Annotated in this window: 19 protein-coding genes; 17 read left to right on the forward strand and 2 right to left on the reverse strand. The window is 34.8% G+C overall.

Features of this window, described 5'->3' with window-relative positions; all coding sequences use genetic code 11:
• Window positions 1-203: 203 nt before the first annotated feature.
• The 5 genes from GXM17_RS01230 (at window position 204) to GXM17_RS01250 (ending at window position 5,026) form a co-directional block, all read left to right on the forward strand.
• On the forward strand, window positions 204-674 hold the full coding sequence (locus GXM17_RS01230) for a hypothetical protein (protein ID WP_163397469.1): 471 nt from the start codon (window positions 204-206) through the stop codon (window positions 672-674).
• A gap of 183 nt (window positions 675-857) precedes the next feature.
• Window positions 858-1,616, forward strand: coding sequence for a hypothetical protein (locus tag GXM17_RS01235; protein ID WP_163397470.1), 759 nt, complete (start codon window positions 858-860; stop codon window positions 1,614-1,616).
• A gap of 175 nt (window positions 1,617-1,791) precedes the next feature.
• The gene (locus tag GXM17_RS01240) at window positions 1,792-2,769 is read left to right on the forward strand and encodes a hypothetical protein (RefSeq protein WP_163397471.1); all 978 of its coding nucleotides are present in this window, start codon (window positions 1,792-1,794) and stop codon (window positions 2,767-2,769) included.
• A gap of 206 nt (window positions 2,770-2,975) precedes the next feature.
• Entirely contained in the window at window positions 2,976-3,452 is a 477-nt protein-coding gene (locus GXM17_RS01245) for a hypothetical protein (protein WP_163397472.1), read from the forward strand.
• Between the two features lie 185 nt (window positions 3,453-3,637).
• A complete protein-coding gene (locus tag GXM17_RS01250; protein ID WP_163397473.1) occupies window positions 3,638-5,026 on the forward strand; it encodes a hypothetical protein in 1,389 nt (462 codons plus the stop codon).
• 86 nt (window positions 5,027-5,112) lie between these two features.
• Here the strand turns inward: GXM17_RS01250 and GXM17_RS01255 are convergent, their stop codons facing one another.
• Together GXM17_RS01255 and GXM17_RS01260 are read right to left on the reverse strand one after the other, a co-directional pair.
• On the reverse strand, window positions 5,113-5,289 hold the full coding sequence (locus tag GXM17_RS01255) for a histone H1 (RefSeq protein WP_042565375.1): 177 nt from the start codon (window positions 5,287-5,289) through the stop codon (window positions 5,113-5,115).
• Window positions 5,290-5,366: 77 nt separating this feature from the next.
• Window positions 5,367-7,040 (reverse strand): AraC family transcriptional regulator, encoded by a 1,674-nt coding sequence (locus tag GXM17_RS01260; RefSeq protein WP_163397474.1) that lies wholly within the window; start codon window positions 7,038-7,040, stop codon window positions 5,367-5,369.
• Between the two features lie 332 nt (window positions 7,041-7,372).
• On the opposite strand from GXM17_RS01260, the gene GXM17_RS01265 reads away from it, so the two are divergent.
• From GXM17_RS01265 to traK, 12 genes are all read left to right on the forward strand, one after another.
• Window positions 7,373-7,981, forward strand: coding sequence for a hypothetical protein (locus tag GXM17_RS01265; protein ID WP_163397475.1), 609 nt, complete (start codon window positions 7,373-7,375; stop codon window positions 7,979-7,981).
• Between the two features lie 334 nt (window positions 7,982-8,315).
• On the forward strand, window positions 8,316-9,185 hold the full coding sequence (locus GXM17_RS01270; protein ID WP_163397476.1) for a helix-turn-helix domain-containing protein: 870 nt from the start codon (window positions 8,316-8,318) through the stop codon (window positions 9,183-9,185).
• A gap of 56 nt (window positions 9,186-9,241) precedes the next feature.
• Window positions 9,242-10,435 (forward strand): hypothetical protein, encoded by a 1,194-nt coding sequence (locus GXM17_RS01275; RefSeq protein ID WP_163397477.1) that lies wholly within the window; start codon window positions 9,242-9,244, stop codon window positions 10,433-10,435.
• A 197-nt stretch (window positions 10,436-10,632) separates the two neighbouring features.
• Window positions 10,633-11,094 (forward strand): hypothetical protein, encoded by a 462-nt coding sequence (locus GXM17_RS01280; protein WP_163397478.1) that lies wholly within the window; start codon window positions 10,633-10,635, stop codon window positions 11,092-11,094.
• 127 nt (window positions 11,095-11,221) lie between these two features.
• Entirely contained in the window at window positions 11,222-11,557 is a 336-nt protein-coding gene (locus GXM17_RS01285; RefSeq protein ID WP_163397479.1) for a DUF4134 domain-containing protein, read from the forward strand.
• Between the two features lie 12 nt (window positions 11,558-11,569).
• The gene (locus tag GXM17_RS01290; protein ID WP_163397480.1) at window positions 11,570-11,884 is read left to right on the forward strand and encodes a DUF4133 domain-containing protein; all 315 of its coding nucleotides are present in this window, start codon (window positions 11,570-11,572) and stop codon (window positions 11,882-11,884) included.
• Between the two features lie 32 nt (window positions 11,885-11,916).
• On the forward strand, window positions 11,917-14,388 hold the full coding sequence (locus GXM17_RS01295) for a TraG family conjugative transposon ATPase (protein WP_163397481.1): 2,472 nt from the start codon (window positions 11,917-11,919) through the stop codon (window positions 14,386-14,388).
• A gap of 9 nt (window positions 14,389-14,397) precedes the next feature.
• Window positions 14,398-15,081, forward strand: a complete 684-nt coding sequence (locus GXM17_RS01300; RefSeq protein WP_163397482.1) for a conjugal transfer protein TraI — start codon at window positions 14,398-14,400, stop codon at window positions 15,079-15,081.
• A 16-nt stretch (window positions 15,082-15,097) separates the two neighbouring features.
• Window positions 15,098-15,712 carry a hypothetical protein gene (locus GXM17_RS01305; RefSeq protein WP_163397483.1) on the forward strand — a complete coding sequence of 205 codons (615 nt, stop codon included), beginning with the start codon at window positions 15,098-15,100 and terminating at the stop codon, window positions 15,710-15,712.
• An 11-nt stretch (window positions 15,713-15,723) separates the two neighbouring features.
• The gene (locus GXM17_RS01310) at window positions 15,724-16,359 is read left to right on the forward strand and encodes a TerB family tellurite resistance protein (protein ID WP_163397484.1); all 636 of its coding nucleotides are present in this window, start codon (window positions 15,724-15,726) and stop codon (window positions 16,357-16,359) included.
• 3 nt (window positions 16,360-16,362) lie between these two features.
• A complete protein-coding gene (traJ, locus tag GXM17_RS01315) occupies window positions 16,363-17,574 on the forward strand; it encodes a conjugative transposon protein TraJ (protein WP_163397485.1) in 1,212 nt (403 codons plus the stop codon).
• A gap of 24 nt (window positions 17,575-17,598) precedes the next feature.
• A complete protein-coding gene (gene traK, locus GXM17_RS01320) occupies window positions 17,599-18,207 on the forward strand; it encodes a conjugative transposon protein TraK (RefSeq protein ID WP_241687457.1) in 609 nt (202 codons plus the stop codon).
• Window positions 18,208-18,322 lie beyond the last annotated feature (115 nt).

Consider the following 18,322-nt stretch of genomic DNA (forward strand, 5'->3'; position numbering starts at 1 on the left):
TCTCATTGAATTGTTAAAACAGGTAGTTATACGTGATTTGAATCTTTAATAAAAAGGTATTTTGCAAATAATTTTAGAATTATGGAAAACCGTATCGGAAAATGATAGTGGATCTTTAAGTTTGAAATTAAAAGATTATAAGTGGCATAAACCCATTCTATGTTAGAATAAACGAGTTGTGTCCAAAAATTTAAGAACTAAATATGAATTATAATAACGCCAAGCATAAAGTATTAAAATTATTTGTAAAAGTAAAGCTGGATTACATTGAAGAATATCACCTTACTAGAGAGTTTTATTTAACAATTGACGAAGTAGTAAAAAAAGAAAAACTGAGTTATGATGTTGCAAAACTTATCTTAGCTTCATTGTTAGCTAATGAAGAAATTAAATTCAATAACTCTATTGATGAAGATGGTTTCTCAGGATATGCAATTACTAACAAAGGAGTTTTTGCATATGAAGATAAAAAATATCTTAGAATCAGAATCGAGCGTTCAAGATCTAGTTGGAGTTTCATTATCTCTATCGTTTCCTTTTTAGTTTCACTAGTTGCAATATTGTTAACAATACGTGAACCAGAAAAAGAAGAGCAAGCTAATATAAATAGAAACGAAATGCAAAAAAGGATTACTCATCAGAAGCCAAAACAATTAATTCCTCCAAAAAAGTAGTAAATAAAAACTCGTTGGAATCTTTTAATAAAAAAACGCACCGTCAGCGAACAGATACTATAACGGATTTGAGAATTCGACTAGAAGGGAAGTTGGTTTGTATTGCTATTATTTGTAATATTCCATATCCGCTGAGTACCAGAACGGTAACTGTAACTTTAAAATACGTACTAAAATAAATATATGAAACCGACAAGAGTAATAACTGATACAAATATTTGGTATGGAATTGGTCAAAAAACCATTATATTTCCCGGAGATTCTAATATTATTTTATGCGTTCCATTAATTGTTTTATCTGAAATATATTCTTCCCCAAATGCACAAAAAAGTCAGGAGAATTTCGATATGTTAATTTCAGCTATAGAATCAATTTTAAGCTACAAAGAGGAAATTGAAATAATTGACATTTTCCCATTTGAATATATACTAAAATATGATAACCTAAATATTAAATATTACGGAAATGCAGAGTTTTATTTTAAAGAATTCGAAGCTATGGTACAACTTAAATATGAAGATGTAAAAAATGTTCCTCCAATTAGACCCTCTATTTCAACTTTAACTGAGTTTATAAATGAAACGTCAAAAAGTTATAAAAAAATTATTTCTGCAAATTCAGTTAAATTCAAAAAAACAGATACGATTCCACTTACTGAAAGTTTACTACTCAAGTATATTAATGATTGTAGAATTGACGAAAATAAAGTATTTCAAGAATTGAAAATCATTCATAAAAAAGAATTTCAATTACTTCTAAGTACTTTTGATTCATTTTTAAGAGAAGTTTCAAAGACAAACAAAAAAATGACCGATAATGATTGGATCGATTTGTTTAACTTAGTTTACGTAGGCCAAAATGATTTGTTCTGGACTAAAGAAAAAAGATTAAAAACAAGAATAAGAGAGCTAAAATTGGAAAAATATTTATTTGAAAAATAATAAAGGCTACATTTAATACACATTTCTTGGTTTGTGCAAATTAGTGGAGTTATCTTTTTTTATCGAATTTTCTTTCGGCTGAAAATGCATGTTTTCATAACTTTTAAACGTCGAGAAGCGCAGGAACATTAGCGGTAATAATAACAAAATCAGCACAAAACACAATATAGTAACTATGAACAAATGGATTGGTAAAATAAAAGAATATTGGAAAGACCCTGTCTGGAGCAAAGTAATTGCAGCTGGAATTATTTTCATTCTGGGAACAATTTATGCTATTATTCAAAGTATAGTTTCAAAAATTTCTTTTCTTGACATACCTGAATCAATTTACGGTATAATAAAAAAAGTAATCACTTTACCACTTTGGATATTATTGTTGTTTAGTGCAGCGTTTCTAATTTTTACATTAAAGCCAATTGTATCATTTTCCAAAGAACTTATAGACAAAATTAGAAAACCGAAAATAGTTAACCAAAAAGAGAAAATTCCGAATGCAACAGAAAATTCCACAGTATTATTCTCTTACAGAATGGCAAAAGCATTTCCTGGTGTGAGAGACCTTGTGTGGTTCAATGAGCCTTGTGAAGCCAAAAAAAGATTATTACTTCTTTTAACAAAACCATTAAGATTTAAAAACGGTTCATTTGAATGCGAATCAGACCCAATTTGGTGGTTTAGAGGCGGTTCTTCTTTGTATATTCAGAAATTTGAAAAATTAAGAAATAATAAAGTCTTAATGAATATTGACCAACTAAAAATAAAACGAATCGCTTCATATCATGGAAATTCCTACTATAGAGACTTTGTTTATGTGGAAACTACTGGCGAAGAGCAAACAGGTATATACAAAATGACTCTAGATGAAATAAAAAGACAAATCGAATATTTTGGATATAGTAGAGAAGAATATGGATTAATTAAGTATTTCTGGTTTTGGAGAAAGCCTATAAGTAGAGAACACTATGATGATGGAGCAACTATAATCAGGGGAAAAGTGGTTAATGCTGATGATGCTGAACTTCGTGTAAGATATATTTCAGACTATAATTTTATCATTGCAGCAAAAGGATCACCATACAATTCAGCAAAATTCGATAAAGAATCAAAACGATATCTTAATGGAATATTGAAAGGCGAAATTGGAGTTTAATGAGTTTTTTTCTTTTATGCAAACGCTAAATAAAAATGAAAGATAAAATACGACGGCAATCATCCACTATAACAGATTTGGGCAATAGACTTTATTGGATGATGGTTTTGTACTTATTGTCTTTGTCTAATTAGAAATAAGGATTTTACTTAGTAGTAAACTTGATCCAGTACCAAAACGTTATTAACAACATTACCATAAACAGTATGGAACAGAAAATTCTCATTGGAAGATGGACTATTAATAATAATGGAATTTTAACGAAAAAGGAGAATAACGCTACCATTGAGTTTTCTCTAAATGAAATCTGGTCATATGACAATAAATCAGAATATAATGTTTATTCTCTACCAGTATATTTATGCTCGCAAAGTTGGATTTCTAATATTGATTTATTAGATTTTAACAGTGCTTTTTTAGTTTGCTTGGAAAAATTTGAGGCAGTAAAACCCGAAAATTTACCTATTATAAGTTGGTCAGAAACGCTAAAAAGACAATATAAAAGATTTCAATATAGTTTAGACATAAATTCTTTTGAAGGTAGAAAACAATTTGAATATGAAACAGAATATAAAGATACTTTAAGTTTTGAAGATATGATGAAACTGTCGCTCGTTGATCCACAAGCTGAATATAGACCAACAGTTGAAGTTTTTGGCGATAAATTAAGTAGAAATCCATAATTACTGTTGTTAACGCCTACTACAACGAAATTGGTCGTCAGCGGCTAAGTAGAAAACTGGTTTACTGATTGTGATGATTTGGTAATTCCGAAGTTGCAAGTTAGTTTAGTCCCAAACCTGTAATTGTAACTGTAAAGTTATGAGCAAGCTTACCACAAAATTAAGAATCTAAAACAATTTTATAAATGATAAAGGTATATTTAGATTGGAATGTTATGGCTCAGATGAAGAATAATCAACATAATGAGCTGAGAGAAGTGTTTTTAGAAAATGATAAATTTTTTCTTCCTTATTCTACTTCACATATTGGAGATCTTTTATCAGGTTTAAAAGAAAATGAGACAATAAACGATTATATCAATTCGGATTTAGAATTTATTGGCAAATTAACTAAAAACAATTGTCTAATAAATACAGGAGCAGATATAGTTTTAGATCTCTATCAACCGCATGAATTATTTAAAGAAAGAGCTGAGGAAAGAAATTTATTTAAGGATTTGAGTATTGATGGACTTGAAAAATTATTTGCAGAAGATGATGCAACTAAAGGAATTAGCTCCATCTTTTCGGAACTAATTAAAGCAATGCCCTTAGACAGTGCATTTAAAGAAGCTTTAAAAAACCCAGAAAGCGCAGAACAATTAGAAAAAATTTTCCCGGGATTAACTAATAATCCAACAATGGAAGGTTTTTTCAAAAGCTTCAGTGATATGAATATAGGATTAAATGAAGGTGAAAATTATAAAGAATTACGGCAAATAGTTCAATCTGGAGTGGGAATTAATAGAGATAGTATTTTTAACACTGAAAATCCGTTAAAACTGATTGAGGATAAATATTCCAAATTAAATATTGATCAAAAGAAATATATTAATAATTCTAAGAATGCCCCTGATTGGTTTAATGAAATCTCAAATGAATATTTATTATTAGATATTCATGGTTATCAAGAAGACAACGTTAATGTAAAAAAAGGCAGAAAAGAAACTTTTAAAAATACAACGGAAGATGCTTTTCATGCCGCTTTTGCTTCGACATGCAATTTTTATGTCGTAAATAACAACAAATCTTACTATAAAACAAAACGAATATATGAGAAATTAGGAATAAATACATTTGTTTTTAAGCCTGCTGAATTTTTAAACTTTTACAATAAATATCTAAATATTAATGAGATTGGTTTTAATTTATCATACCCTTTGAGACTTTTGATAGATGGTGAATATTACGAAGAAAAAACAGAAAATGATAAATGGAAAACATATTATTTCCCATATTTTTTATTTGATTTTTTTAATAAAATGACCGTAGTCACATCAAATAACAAAAGCGAAGATCCTATAATCGTTCTTGGGCAAATTAATTCAAAGCATTATAAAATTTATTCTATGGAAATAAAACGTTTAGTTAATAAAATAAGTGAATTACTTGGAAAGGATATAGAAAATATTGGAGAGATTAATTTTGATGAATTCCAGGAAGAAAAATGGATTGGAAGAAAATGGAAATTAAAAAATATTAGCTTTAGATTACAGAGACTTAATGGATATTTTCAATTTTATATTGATTTATGAAAGATTAAGTCGTTATGCATTCATAAACTTTTACAAAAAAGCCCTTCAGATTCTGAAAGGCTAATTAAGTAAAGGTAAGGATGAATTTATTTTTTAGATTCCTCAATAGAGACTTTTCTAAACTCTTTTAAAAGTTTCTCAATTTCCAAAGATGATTTTCTTGCTCTAGCTCCGGCAGCTTTAACTCCTTTTTCAGCTACTGCTTCTGATTCTGTTTTAAACGTTTCGATTTCTGCGTTGATTTTTGCAACTAGGTCTTTCATTATACAATTTTTTTAAATTAATCGGGCACAAGTAAAATTTTGCCTTAAATGAAAACGGTATTATTATAAAAATATTTTCATGAATTCTCTTTCTTCAGCTCTTTAAGAAAGTAACTGAACGAAATTCCTGTTTTTGAGTGGAATGCATTAGTAAACCGGGGAGTGGAAGTAAAACCGGCTTCCTCCGCCAGTGAGCCTATGGAGTAATTTCTATGCATGCTTGAGTTTTGCAGCAGTTCCACCAGATAATCAATTTTTAGGTCATTGATATAATCAGCAAAACGCTTGCCGCTGCGATGGTATATCACTTTTGAGAGGTATTTGCTGTTAGTATTAAACCTTACAGTTAAAGTGGCTAGTGTTACCTCTTTGTGCAGGAATTTTTTGTCCCTTTCAAATTTTTCAAGGTGTTTTATTATCTGCTGTACAGTCTCCTGCGAAATATCGGTTATTTCGAATTTATCGGTTACCTGTTTCTGTAAGCTGCTCTGTTCATTTTTTTTCAGAAGCAGATCAAATTTGATCTTATTGCGCTTTTTGGTTTCAAAGTGATTATAAGTACCGTAAATGACAGCGGAGAACAGAACGACAACTATGCTGATCAAAATAACATCATAATATTTCTCTTTTACAAGCTGCTGCTGTATTTTTTCTTTTTCAAGAAGAATTTCTTTTGTGTCATATTCCTTGTGAATTTTGCCCATTAGGTACTTATTGGTATCTGTTAATATGGAATCTGCTTTTAAAAGCTGGTCGATATAATACAACTGGGATTTCAGGTTATTTTCTTTCTTGTAATATTTAATCATTAATTCAAAAACTTCTCTTAAATCCGGACGAATGTAACCTTTCTCAATAAATACTTTTTCCACCTTTTTAAAGTAAGGAACTGCTTTTGCCTGACGCTGTAGTTTCCAATAGTTTTTTCCAATGTAAAAATTGGCAATTGATTCATTTGCAAACTCTGTCATGCTGTTTAACTGTGGTATAACTTCCTGAAGCAATAGAATAGAAGTGTGATAATTGTTTAGAAAGAACTGGTTGATTCCTTCGGAGTGCTTAAAAAATAATTCCATCTCGGGAATCTTAAGGCGCTCACATTCTTTAATTCCTAAAGCATTAGTTTCGGAGCATTTACTGTAATCTCCAATCTTGCTGTAACAAACACTAAGTGAGTGCAGTGAATTTAAATAGGGGCGGGCCTGATTTTTTTCAAAATATTCAATGCAGTCATTAAAGAGTGAAATAGCCTCATCATAGAAACCGAGATAATATTTAATCTGAGCAATATGATATTTGGTTTTATAGATCAGGTAATTATTTTCGGTTTTGGAAATGCTTTCGTTTGCCTTAATGTAATAGTCATATGCTTTCACATAATTTTTTTGGCTGTAATAGACGATCCCTTTCGATAAATTAGCCGAGCCGATCAGCTCATCGCTTTTTGATTTTTCTGCTGCGATCACCATACTGTCAGCATATTTCAAACGAAGATTCATTGGAGACTGATGCAGTATGTTTTGATAAGCATTAACCGTCTCTTCATAATTCTTTTCCTTTCTGGCTTTCTTTAAATAGGCAAATAAATAAGGAGCTGCTTTCAGACTGTCATTTTTGTATTCATAAATCCTATCATCTAAATAGGTATATGTTTTAAAAAGAAGAGAATCGGGAACTGATTTTGAAATCTTCTGTGCACTTAATGAATGGGCTAAAAATAAAACCAGCAATACAGGTAATGTACATTTCATAATACATGGAAGCTTTAAGTTTATACCTTGGAAAAAGCATAAACAGATTAATATTTAAAAATGCGGAAACGGTCTGTGAGAAGCATTCAAAAATAATGTAAATATTTGAAAAACAATGTAGTAATGTAGGAAAAATACTTTATCGATTTCATGGAAATCAATAGTGGATTTTCCGAAAACCCACACACATGTTCTTGATTAATGGTTTTTTGCGCTCTAGATTTGCCTTGAATTCAACAGCAAAAGATTCAGTAAAGTACTGAGCAAAAGTTCTGCTGGCCCGGGTAAAATGGACTGAGACAAGTTCTCAATTAACCAAACCATTTTGCATTATGAAAAATTTACTATTAACTGTATTAATTATTTTTTTAGGTTCATGTTCAAATGACGATTTTGACAATTCTGATTTAAGATTGGTTTCCAGCCAAGCAATCAGCAAAGAGAAAACTGCAGATTTTAAAAATGGGTCTGCTTTAGAGGAAAACTTTAAGGAAGTTCCGGCGGGAGATTACGTACTTCTAGTTCCTGCCCAATTAAAAGAAAAGATCATTTCAGTATTAAAAGCCCAACCAGGGCGAAATGAACTAAAGACTTTTGAGAAAAGCAGTTCTGCTTTAGATACAATTTCTTCCACGGAGGATCCTGTCTCAACATTATTTATAATTGTTGATGAAAGTACACTGGGATCATCATTGAAACTTGATCTGAAAGGATATATAGTCAATCTCGGAAATCTTCGCGGCCAGCAGTACCACATTGTGGATGATTTTATAATTCAATATGAGATTTCAAAGAGACAGGATTCAACACTTTTAACAGATGAAAAGGAATCCATTTTATCTATTTCCTCAATTTCAGAAGCAGTTTTATTTAGCGAAAAGGACAGAAAGGACAGAGATTGGGAGACATCCACCACTAGTAGGAGTACCAGTCATCAATGATGTAACGACGTGATTGAATTTGAATCACTTCCTACTTTAATATAGTTGATTAATAATTTTCTAATCTATCTGATTTATGAAAAAGAGAGCTTTGTTTTATATTTTATTGTTCCTTTTTAATCTCTGCTGCCTTTATTTTATAATGAAGCTTTTTGCTGCTGATCAGCTGGTTCGGTACGTACTTTACCAGGACAATATAATTGAGAGTCCGAGATTAACGGCGTATATCTTATACGTCTGCTGTTTGTCTAATTTATATTTCCAGTTTTTTACATGGATGGAATATTTTTTCAAGGATGAAATCTAAAAGGTGATTTAAACTAAAATAGCAAAAATGATTAGAGAAATCTTAAATACTGAGATTAAAAGCATTGAAAATGATGGTATTGATGTAGTGTACATTACAGACTATAGGGCAAAAAATATTGTACCGGTCCCATTTCCCGTTTCAAATTTTTCAGTGCTTTTAATCAAAAGTGGTAAAATGAATATCAGATTTCATGACGAAACCAATATAGTTAATCGGAAAGATTTATTGGTAATACCATTTAATTCCATTTGCACCAGGCTTGAAGCGACGGAAAATATCCAGCTTTATCTTGTAAGGACAAATTTTGATTTTGCATTTAATAATTGTTATGAGAAAGAGCTTTCGGATGCTTTTAGTTTTCTAATGTTAAAATCAGATCGAAAGATTAGTCTTCATGAAACGGATTTTAAAGTTTTGTCACTTATTTATAAATTAATGTATGTATTGCAGAACAGCAATGACAAACCGGAAGTAATTACTAAGCTGCGCCGGATATGCTTTAATTTATTTATATATGAACTCAAGTTTATACATTCGAAATATAAACCCGACTTAAATCTTGACTTTTCAAGAAGGGAGAGCATTGTAATACAATTCCTTACTCTATTATCAATTCATTTGAGAAAACAGCATCATGTTCAGTTTTATGCAGGAGCTTTATTTATCACTCCAGGACATTTGAATAAGATGGTAAAAGAAAGCACAGGTAAAACAGCGAAAGCATTTATAATTGAAGCTCTTGTCAATGTTTCAAAAAACCTTCTTACGGACTCTAGTTATTCCGTGGCTAATATTGCCGATGAATTAGAATTCAGCAGCGCTGAAAACTTTGGCGTATTTTTTAAAAGACATACCGGTATGCTGCCAACCGATTTTCGTTCTACTAAAAAGTAAGCTGCCAAAATAGCTCCTTATTCTGCCAGAGATTGTTTAATTAAAACGATAAGACGATGATTAAAATGTATCCTTTGGAATGGTTTGATTCGTTGATTATAGATTCACTTGATGCTGATAATTCTTTTGTAAAAGTATCGGAGTACGAATTGGAGAATTTGAGTAAAACAATAGTATCTGAATCAAAAAAAATTAAAATTCATATTAAATATTCTTTTTTCGAGCTGAAAAGTAAAAGGCAGATTAGACTTCTTATAAGAAAATATCATTCTTCATTGGTTTTTTTAATAGACAGGGTAGTAGAAATAAGAAAGATCGAAAAATTCAATACTCCTGAATTTTTTAGAATATTTGACCTGATTGTTAGTTCGCTGGACGATTTGCTGTCATTTGTAGAAATCAGATATTCGTCCTTTATGAGTTTGGACCAGAGAGTGTCCAATAGCTATTTTTCAATTTGGAAAAAAGAGACACTTAAGGTTTTAAAAAACGTGAATAAAAAAAAAGACAATACCGGGGAGAATGATCCAGAATTGGAATTTGTTGTCAATCTTCTTGCTGCGCCACTTCAAAACAGCAGAAAGAGTAAGTATACCTATCGCCAGATTTTGTACTATAGGGAGATAATCATCGAACTTGAAAAATTAAATTATCCATTTACGGAATCTGAAAGTTTTTCAAATCTTGATCTTATGCTCATAAGAATGAATTTTAATTCCAGTGAATATACCGAGAGACTGGTTAATAGAATAGGCAGGTATTTAGAAGGTTTTGAGAATTTATCTGAAAGACTTGAAAAGCTGCTAAACTTCTGCAAGAAACTGTCTCAAATAAATGCGGATTTAAAATTAACCTTTAATCCATCCCAGCAGAATCTTATTTCATTTTTGGAATACTGGTTCTCCAGCGAAATCAGATTTGCTGAAAAAAAGGCTGCAATTCTAATACAGGAACAGATTAATGGTTCTGTCGGAAGTGAATTTGTGGAGAAGGCAGATTCAAAACTTGAATGTATACTTTCAGGAGATCAGATTGGACTTATTTTAAGGGCGACAGATGAGGCGAGAATTATTAAGGCTAAGTCTATGAACTACATCTTCAAAAGCATAGTACCTTACCTATCTACTCCGGTAAAGAGAAATCTTTCCTATCAGTCAGTAAGAAGCAAATCATATAATGCGGAAGAGCGCGATAAGGAAATTGCGATTGAAAGTCTTGAAAAAATAATCCGAAAGATAAAAACGTATTAAATTTCACTGTCACCTTAAGTTAAAAACCCTTTAAATTCAGGCGCTTTGAAAGGGTACAAAAAGGGTACAGAAAAGTTGTACTTGTAGAAAACTCATACTAATTGTTCCTTTGACTTGTAGAATAAATCTCATCAAGATTTAACTGGTGGTGATTTTCATAGAGGAGGATAAAATGTTGAACGATAAAATGAGGAGCTATGTTTACAAATATTTCATGGGGCAGTTATCTGACCGCGGCTGGTATTGCTATAATTTTCTGGTATCTAATAATCTTACTGAAATTTCACAGTAGTGATTTTAAAAAAATCTTATCAGGTGAAAAGAAGCTACAAATACCATTTCTAAAAAAAACTTCTAAAAATTTACAGGATATAAAATCGATATCCGATTCATTTCCGAAATCTTTTGATACTCTTGAAGATGCGGAAAATCTATCGCAGCGTATCAAAGAAGCGGTTAAAGAAAGTGCAGAAAAACGACTAACAAAACAGCAGTTTCAAAACTACCTGCGAATGCTTCTGGATGAATATCCTTATGTCAAAATTTCCTCCCTCAGAGAAAACATTAACCAACAAATGGTCTTTGAATCTCAAAAGCATCCCGATCTGCTTTTAACGCTCAGTGAGGCAGACAGTCTTTGGGAAGGACCGGTATTTTAAAAAATTCAGAGGAGGAATATTCCCCGTTCTCTCTGGTGCGGTATGGCTTTATGTGACAGGAAAAATAGAGCAGCAACGGTGGTATTCCTCTTCTTTTTATAAAGAATAACTTTAAAAATGATTTGTGATGAAAAAATGCAGATGGAAATTAAAAAGTATTATTAGAAGATTTAGAGCTATGGGATCATCGCTACTGATGATTCTGGTTAGTAATGTTATTTACAGCCAGGATGGTGTGGCGGGCATTAATGAAGCCAACCAGAAAGTGCGAAGTTACTTTGATGCCGGCACTGAATTAATGTATGCGGTAGGAGCGATCCTCGGTCTGATAGGGGCAGTAAAAGTATACCAGAAATGGAATGCCGGAGATCCTGATACCGGAAAAGTCGCAGCAGCCTGGTTTGGAAGCTGTGTGTTTCTGGTGGTAGTCGCTACTGTCATTAAATCCTTTTTCGGGGTTTAAACGAAAGAGAAGATGAGTAACAGCGTTTATTCGATCAATAAAGGAATCAATCAGAGTATAGAATTTAAGGGACTTAAAGCGCAGTACATCTGGTATTTGGGCGGAGGTGTCGTAGGTCTTATGATTCTGTTTGCTGTCCTGTATATAATTGGAATTCCTTCTTTGATATGCATTGGTTTTGTTGGAACGGCGGGAGGTTTTCTTGTTTTTAAAATATACAGAATGAGTAATACTTACGGTGAATACGGCATGATGAAGGCTCTGGCTAAAAAACAGATTCCTAAGTGGATTAAAGTTTACAGCAGAGCAGTTTTTATGAAGTTATAGCTGTAGAGCGTTAATGATATAATAGAGAAAGGATGGAGAAGAGGATGGAAGAGCAGCTGCCGGTTATGGTAGTGGAGCATGACTGCATTTTATCAAAACAGGGCGATGTAACTATAGTTTTTAAGGCAGAACTGCCTGAAATTTTTACGCTGTCAGATCAGGAGTATGAAGCTTTCCACCAATCGTGGATAAAGGCGTTAAAAGTGCTGCCGAAGTTTTGTGTTTTTCATAAACAGGACTGGTTCTTAGAAAGTGCTTATAGAGCTGATTTTTCAAGTGAAGACAGCAGTTTTCTGACCAGAAGCAGCGAGCGTTTCTTTAATGAGAGACCATTTCTGGATCATTCCTGCTATATCATGCTGACCAAGAAACCAGAGGGAAGAAGAAATGCAACATCATTGTTTTCTAATCTGCTTAGAAGTTCCATAGTTCCAGAGGAAACATTAAAACCGCAGCTTTTGCAGGATTTTGCAGATACCTGCGGCCAGTTTAAGAGAATTATGGAAGACAGCGGATTTATAAAGCTGGTGCGTCTGCAAAATGAATCGCTTAGAAGCGAGAGCAGAAGAATCGGGCTGGTGGAAAAGTATTGTTTTTTATCAGAGCGTGAAGATTCATTTGTTTTTAAGGATATAAGGTTTGACGAAGGATTAGCAGTAGGGGATAAACACTGTCAGCTCTTTACTCTTGGCGATGCAGCTGATCTTCCTGGATTATGCGGATCGAGAATCAATTTTGACCGCTATTCAACCGATAAGACCAAATTCAGTATTGGTTTTGCGTCAACCCTCGGCCAGCTCTTATCCTGTAATCATATTTACAATCAGTATATCTTCATTGAGGATTCACAGAAAACCATCCAAAAGCTGGAAAGCAAGCGACTCAGACTGCAGTCACTCTCTGCCTACAGCCGGGAGAATATGATTGCCAGGGATGCGACGAATGATTTTCTGAACGAGGCATTATCACAGCAGAGGCTTCCGGTTAAAGCCCATTTTAATGTACTGGCCTGGAGCACGGATAAGGAAGACTTGAAAGAGATTAAAAACAAAGTGTCATCAGCTCTTGCGCAGATGGATGCGGCTGCCAAGCAGGAAACTGTCGGAGCTCCTCAGATCTATTGGGCTGGAATGGCGGGAAATGCTGCGGACTTTCCCATGAATGACACCTTCGACACCTTTACGGAACAGGCGGTATGCTTTCTGAATATGGAAACGGGATATAAATCTTCGCTGAGTCCCTGCGGTATTAGGCTGGGAGACAGGCTGACAGGAAAACCAGTTCATGTTGATATCAGCGATGAGCCTGTTAAGATGGGAATCTGCACCAATCGCAATAAGTTTATATTGGGACCTTCGGGCAGCGGCAAGTCCTTTTTTACCAATCATATGGTGAGAAGCTATTACGAGCAGGGAACGCACATTGTGCTGGTAGATGTTGGTCACAGCTATAAAGGGCTCTGCGATATGGTAAACGGGTATTATTTCACTTACGATGAAAAGAATCCTATCCGTTTTAACCCATTTTATATTTCAGAAGGAGACAGTCTGGATACGGAGAAAAAAGAGAGCATTAAAACGCTTCTGCTCGCACTCTGGAAAAAAGACGACGAAACCTTTAACCGGAGCGAGTATGTAGCACTCTCAAATGCGCTGCAGCTGTATTACGAGAAATTGGATATAAACTCAAAGATATTTCCCTGTTTCAACAGCTTCTATGATTTCCTGAAAGAGGATTTTATCTCGATTTTGGAAGGCGATAAAGTAAAGGAGAAGGACTTTGATCTGAATAACTTTCTCTATGTGCTCAGGCCATATTACAAGGGAGGCGAGTTTGATTATTTGCTGAACGCGACAGAAAATCTGGATCTTCTAAAAGAAAGGTTTATTGTCTTCGAGCTGGATAATATCAAAGATCATCCGATTCTTTTTCCAGTAGTGACCATCATAATAATGGAAGTTTTTATAAACAAGATGAGAAAACTTAAGGGTATCCGAAAAATGATACTTATTGAGGAAGCATGGAAAGCACTGATGAAGGAGGGTTTTGCAGATTACATTAAGTATCTTTTTAAGACCGTGCGTAAATTCTTCGGGGAAGCGATAGTGGTCACGCAGGAGGTGGAGGATATTATTTCTTCACCAGTGGTCAAGCAGGCCATTATCAACAACAGCGACTGCAAGATCCTTCTGGACCAGAGCAAATATCAAAATAAGTTTAACCAGATTCAGGAGCTGCTGGGACTTACAGACAAAGAAAAGGCACTTGTACTTTCTGTAAATAAAGCCAATGATCCAGCCAGGAAATACAAAGAAGTGTTTATCTCCCTGGGAGGGATGCTTTCAAAGGTCTACAGAACCGAAGTTTCGCTGGAGGAATACTTAGCTTATACAACAGAGGAAAGCGAGAAAGTGAAAATGAATGCCTATGCGAAGAAGTTTGGCGGGGACATAAAGAAAGGAATAGCCGCAATGGCTCAGGATATGAGAAATGGAATTAAATGAAAAGGAATAATGAAAAAGAAATTAATACTCTTGATGGTCTGCCTGTTGCTAGTGGGCACCTCGGCAAGACCTGCGGAAAAAGTTGCGGTATTGCCGATACTGGAAATTGTAAAAGCTGTTACGAAAAAGGTGATTAAAGCCATTGACCTGAGAATCCAGCGGCTACAGAATAAAACGATCTGGCTTCAGAATGCACAGAAGCAGGTGGAAAATGTACTTTCCAAATTGAAGCTCGATGAGATCTCGGACTGGACCCAGAAACAAAAAAATCTTTACAAAGGCTACTATGAAGAGCTCGCTAAAGTAAAGTCAATAATCACCTACTACCAGAGGATAAAAGAGATTACCAAAAAGCAGACACAGATTGTTCAGGAATATGAAAGAGCCTGGAATCTTTTCAAGCAGGATACTCATTTTAAAGACAGCGAAATCCAGTATATGGAGCGCGTTTATACAGGAATACTAGAGGAAAGTGTGAAGAATATCGACCAGATTTTTTTGATTCTGGATTCTTTTGCCACCCAGATGAGCGATCTCAAACGTCTAGAAATCATCAACAAGGCTGCTGATCAGATTGATGGGAACTACGACGACCTTACAATGTTTAACCAGCAGAACATACTGCTGAGTCTTCAGAGGGCCAAAACAGAAGCAGATGTAAACCAAGTGAAACAATTTTACGGAATTCCATAATTCAATAAAAAAAAACATGAAAAAGATAGCTGTACTACTAGTAGCGCTCTGTGTTTTTAATCAAAGTATGAGCGGGCAGGCAAAGCAGAGGAAGGAACTAATCCTTCAAATAGCGGCACTTCAGGTTTATATTGACTATGCAAAGAAAGGATATTCGGCAGTATCAAAGGGACTCAATTTTATTGGGGATGCGAGAAAAGGTGAAGTCAACCTGCATGGTGACTATTTTACTTCACTTTTAAAAATCAATCCAAAGGTTCGGAATTATTATAAAACTGTTGAGATCATTTCCATGCAGTTTAAAATAATAAAACTCTGTAGAAAGACTTTGTCAGATCTTAAAACTGTTGATTTGTTTCATGGTAATGAACTGGACTATATAGAGAGGTCTTTTGGGAGGCTGCTTCAGAACTGCAGCCAGACTCTTGACCAACTGCTTGTTATTACCACCGATGCAGAACTGGAACTAAAAGATGACCAGAGGTTTGAGCGCATTGATCTTCTGCACAAAACTATGCTGGAGGATTATAATTTCTGTCTTTCTTTCAGCAGGGATGCCAGACTGCTGTCGGTTTCAAAATCTGCCGATAAAAAGGATTCTAAGAATGTTGATGAATTATATGGATTATAAATTAAGCTACTATGAAAAAGATTTTGATTTTGACAATATTGATCACTTTGTTAATGATTCCAGTTAAATCAATGGGGCAGTCAGCAGAAATTCAGCAGCTGATTTTGAATATCGAAAAGCTATCCCAGTTCAAGAAAATTCTCAGTGATATGAAAAAGGGATATGAGCTGCTTTCTGGAGGATACAAAACGGTGAAAGATATGACTGAAGGAAACTTCAGCCTGCATAAAACTTTTCTAGATGCGCTTATGCAGGTAAGTCCAGCGGTGAGGAATTACAAAAGGGTAGCAGAGATAGTGGAATATCAGATTTCAATAGTCAAGGAAAGCCGCAACGGAATGAACCGATTTATAAAAAGCGGAAATTTCAGCGGACAGGAAATAAATTACTTTGAGAAAGTTTACGGAAACCTGCTTAATCAGAGCCTGCGAAATCTCGATGAACTTACGATGGTCATAACAGCTGATAAGCTCAGGATGTCGGACGACGAAAGACTAAAGGCAGTTGACGATATCTATGAGCAGATGCAGGATAAACTGCTTTTCTTAAGAAACTTTAATACTACGTCAAATGTGCTGGCTCTTCAGAGATCAAAAGAGAAAAATGATGTTTATGTCTCAAAGAGTTTTCAGGAATTTAAAGAATAGAATATGAAATGGCTATTAAACAAAAAAGCAGTTTGTGTGATGCTTATCATATTACTGCTTCCCTGCAGAATAATAGCACAGGGACTAGGTGATGATATGACTAGTCTTCATGGGGTTTTAGAACAGCTTTATGATCAAATGATGCCGTTGTGTTCTAATCTTATAGCAGTAGGGCAGGGAATAGCAGGCTTTGGAACTATATGGTACATCGCCTCACGCGTGTGGAGGCATATAGCAAGTGCCGAGCCCATTGATTTTTATCCGCTCTTCCGCCCCTTTGTTATAGGATTCTGCATTATGATTTTTCCGTCGGTCCTGGCACTTATTAACGGAGTTATGAAACCAACTGTTACAGCTACTGCTGCTATGGTAACAGGCTCTAACAATGCAGTTGCTGTTCTGCTTAAAGAGAAAGAAAAAGCAATTAAAGAAACCGATCCATGGAAGATGTATGTCGGGACTGCAGGTACGGGTGATCGTGACAGATGGTATAAGTATACGCATGACGGTGCTGATCCATCGGATGAGAGCATGCTCGCAGGTATAGGCAATGATGTCAAATTTGCGATGGAAAAAGCTTCTTACAGTTTTCGAAATTCGGTTAAGGAATGGCTGAGCGAGGTGCTGAGGGTTTTGTTTGAAGCTGCCGCCTTATGCATTGACACCCTTCGGACCTTTCAGCTGGTGGTGCTTTCCATTTTAGGTCCGCTGGTATTTGGAATCGCAGTATTTGACGGCTTCCAGCACACGCTCACTGTCTGGCTTGCCCGATATATCAATATTTACCTCTGGCTTCCTGTTGCCAATATATTCGGAAGCATAATCGGAAAGATTCAGGAGCTCATGCTCAAGCTGGACCTCTCGCAGGTGCAGGCTACAGGTGACACTTTTTTCAGCAGGACCGACATGTCATATTTAATTTTCATGATAATAGGCATCATAGGCTATTTTACGGTGCCTTCTGTTGCCAATTATATAGTTCATGCAGGCGGAGGAGGAGCCCTGGGTCATAAGGTGACAAGCATGTTTGGCAATTCAGCCAATTCTGTTGTGAGAACCTCTTCAAATGCAGTTGGAATGGCTGCTGATGCGATGGGAGATGCGGATCGGAGAATGACAAGCAGCATGGCTGCGACAGCAGGAAGCAGTCCTTATTTTACTGATAAGGGAAACTATATGAATGACAGGCTTAAAGGAAATTCTAAACAGACTTAATAACAGGAGCATATGTTTACCAAAATGAAAAACATTGATACGGCATTTAGATATGTGAGAGGTTTCACGATGCTTGTAATTGCAGGCTGCATCATAATAAGCTGCTATGCTGTCTATAAAAGTTTCCAGACAGTAAGCCTTATGCAAGATAAAGTATATATTCTGGCAAATGGTAAAGCACTGGAAGCTTACGCTTCGGAAAGAAAAGATAACATTGCTGTTGAAGCAAGGGACCATGTGAAAACCTTTCACAAGTTTTTCTTTACCCTTGATCCTGATGATAAGGTCATTAAAACCAATATCACAAAAGCGCTATATCTGGCAGACGACAGTGCAAAACGGATTTATGATGACCTGAAGGAAAACAATTTTTATTCGGGTATTATATCAGGAAATATCAGCCAGACCATCCAGATTGACAGTGTGAGCATTGATATCCGTGAATATCCCTACCGTTTTAGATGTTATGCCGGACAGAACATTATCCGTACTACCAGTATTTTAAAAAGAAGCCTGCTTACAGAAGGTGCGCTTCGCAATGTATCAAGAAGCGATAATAATCCGCATGGTTTTCTTATCGAGCGGTTTAATACGATTGAAAACAAAGATCTTTCCGCAGAAACCAGAAAATAGAGATTTATGAAATCCTTTTTTATAAGACAGACCGAGCCTTTTGTGTATCACAAGTATTATCTGCTATTGCAGAAAAGGTGGGCAGAAAAAATGAAGAGCGTCACAGATGGGCTCT

Origin of the sequence: Flavobacterium fluviatile (assembly GCF_010645065.1) — a bacterium.
GTDB classification, from domain to species: domain Bacteria; phylum Bacteroidota; class Bacteroidia; order Flavobacteriales; family Flavobacteriaceae; genus Flavobacterium; species Flavobacterium fluviatile.

Bases quoted from the DNA above. Each gene is read 5' to 3' on its own strand.
- GXM17_RS01230 (WP_163397469.1), top strand. From the start codon at position 204: ATGAATTATAATAACGCCAAGCATAAAGTATTAAAATTATTTGTAAAA.
- GXM17_RS01235 (WP_163397470.1), top strand. From the start codon at position 858: ATGAAACCGACAAGAGTAATAACTGATACAAATATTTGGTATGGAATT.
- GXM17_RS01240 (WP_163397471.1), top strand. From the start codon at position 1,792: ATGAACAAATGGATTGGTAAAATAAAAGAATATTGGAAAGACCCTGTC.
- GXM17_RS01245 (WP_163397472.1), top strand. From the start codon at position 2,976: ATGGAACAGAAAATTCTCATTGGAAGATGGACTATTAATAATAATGGA.
- GXM17_RS01250 (WP_163397473.1), top strand. From the start codon at position 3,638: ATGATAAAGGTATATTTAGATTGGAATGTTATGGCTCAGATGAAGAAT.
- GXM17_RS01255 (WP_042565375.1), bottom strand. From the start codon at position 5,289: ATGAAAGACCTAGTTGCAAAAATCAACGCAGAAATCGAAACGTTTAAA.
- GXM17_RS01260 (WP_163397474.1), bottom strand. From the start codon at position 7,040: ATGAAATGTACATTACCTGTATTGCTGGTTTTATTTTTAGCCCATTCA.
- GXM17_RS01265 (WP_163397475.1), top strand. From the start codon at position 7,373: ATGAAAAATTTACTATTAACTGTATTAATTATTTTTTTAGGTTCATGT.
- GXM17_RS01270 (WP_163397476.1), top strand. From the start codon at position 8,316: ATGATTAGAGAAATCTTAAATACTGAGATTAAAAGCATTGAAAATGAT.
- GXM17_RS01275 (WP_163397477.1), top strand. From the start codon at position 9,242: ATGATTAAAATGTATCCTTTGGAATGGTTTGATTCGTTGATTATAGAT.
- GXM17_RS01280 (WP_163397478.1), top strand. From the start codon at position 10,633: ATGTTTACAAATATTTCATGGGGCAGTTATCTGACCGCGGCTGGTATT.
- GXM17_RS01285 (WP_163397479.1), top strand. From the start codon at position 11,222: ATGAAAAAATGCAGATGGAAATTAAAAAGTATTATTAGAAGATTTAGA.
- GXM17_RS01290 (WP_163397480.1), top strand. From the start codon at position 11,570: ATGAGTAACAGCGTTTATTCGATCAATAAAGGAATCAATCAGAGTATA.
- GXM17_RS01295 (WP_163397481.1), top strand. From the start codon at position 11,917: ATGGAGAAGAGGATGGAAGAGCAGCTGCCGGTTATGGTAGTGGAGCAT.
- GXM17_RS01300 (WP_163397482.1), top strand. From the start codon at position 14,398: ATGAAAAAGAAATTAATACTCTTGATGGTCTGCCTGTTGCTAGTGGGC.
- GXM17_RS01305 (WP_163397483.1), top strand. From the start codon at position 15,098: ATGAAAAAGATAGCTGTACTACTAGTAGCGCTCTGTGTTTTTAATCAA.
- GXM17_RS01310 (WP_163397484.1), top strand. From the start codon at position 15,724: ATGAAAAAGATTTTGATTTTGACAATATTGATCACTTTGTTAATGATT.
- traJ (WP_163397485.1), top strand. From the start codon at position 16,363: ATGAAATGGCTATTAAACAAAAAAGCAGTTTGTGTGATGCTTATCATA.
- traK (WP_241687457.1), top strand. From the start codon at position 17,599: ATGAAAAACATTGATACGGCATTTAGATATGTGAGAGGTTTCACGATG.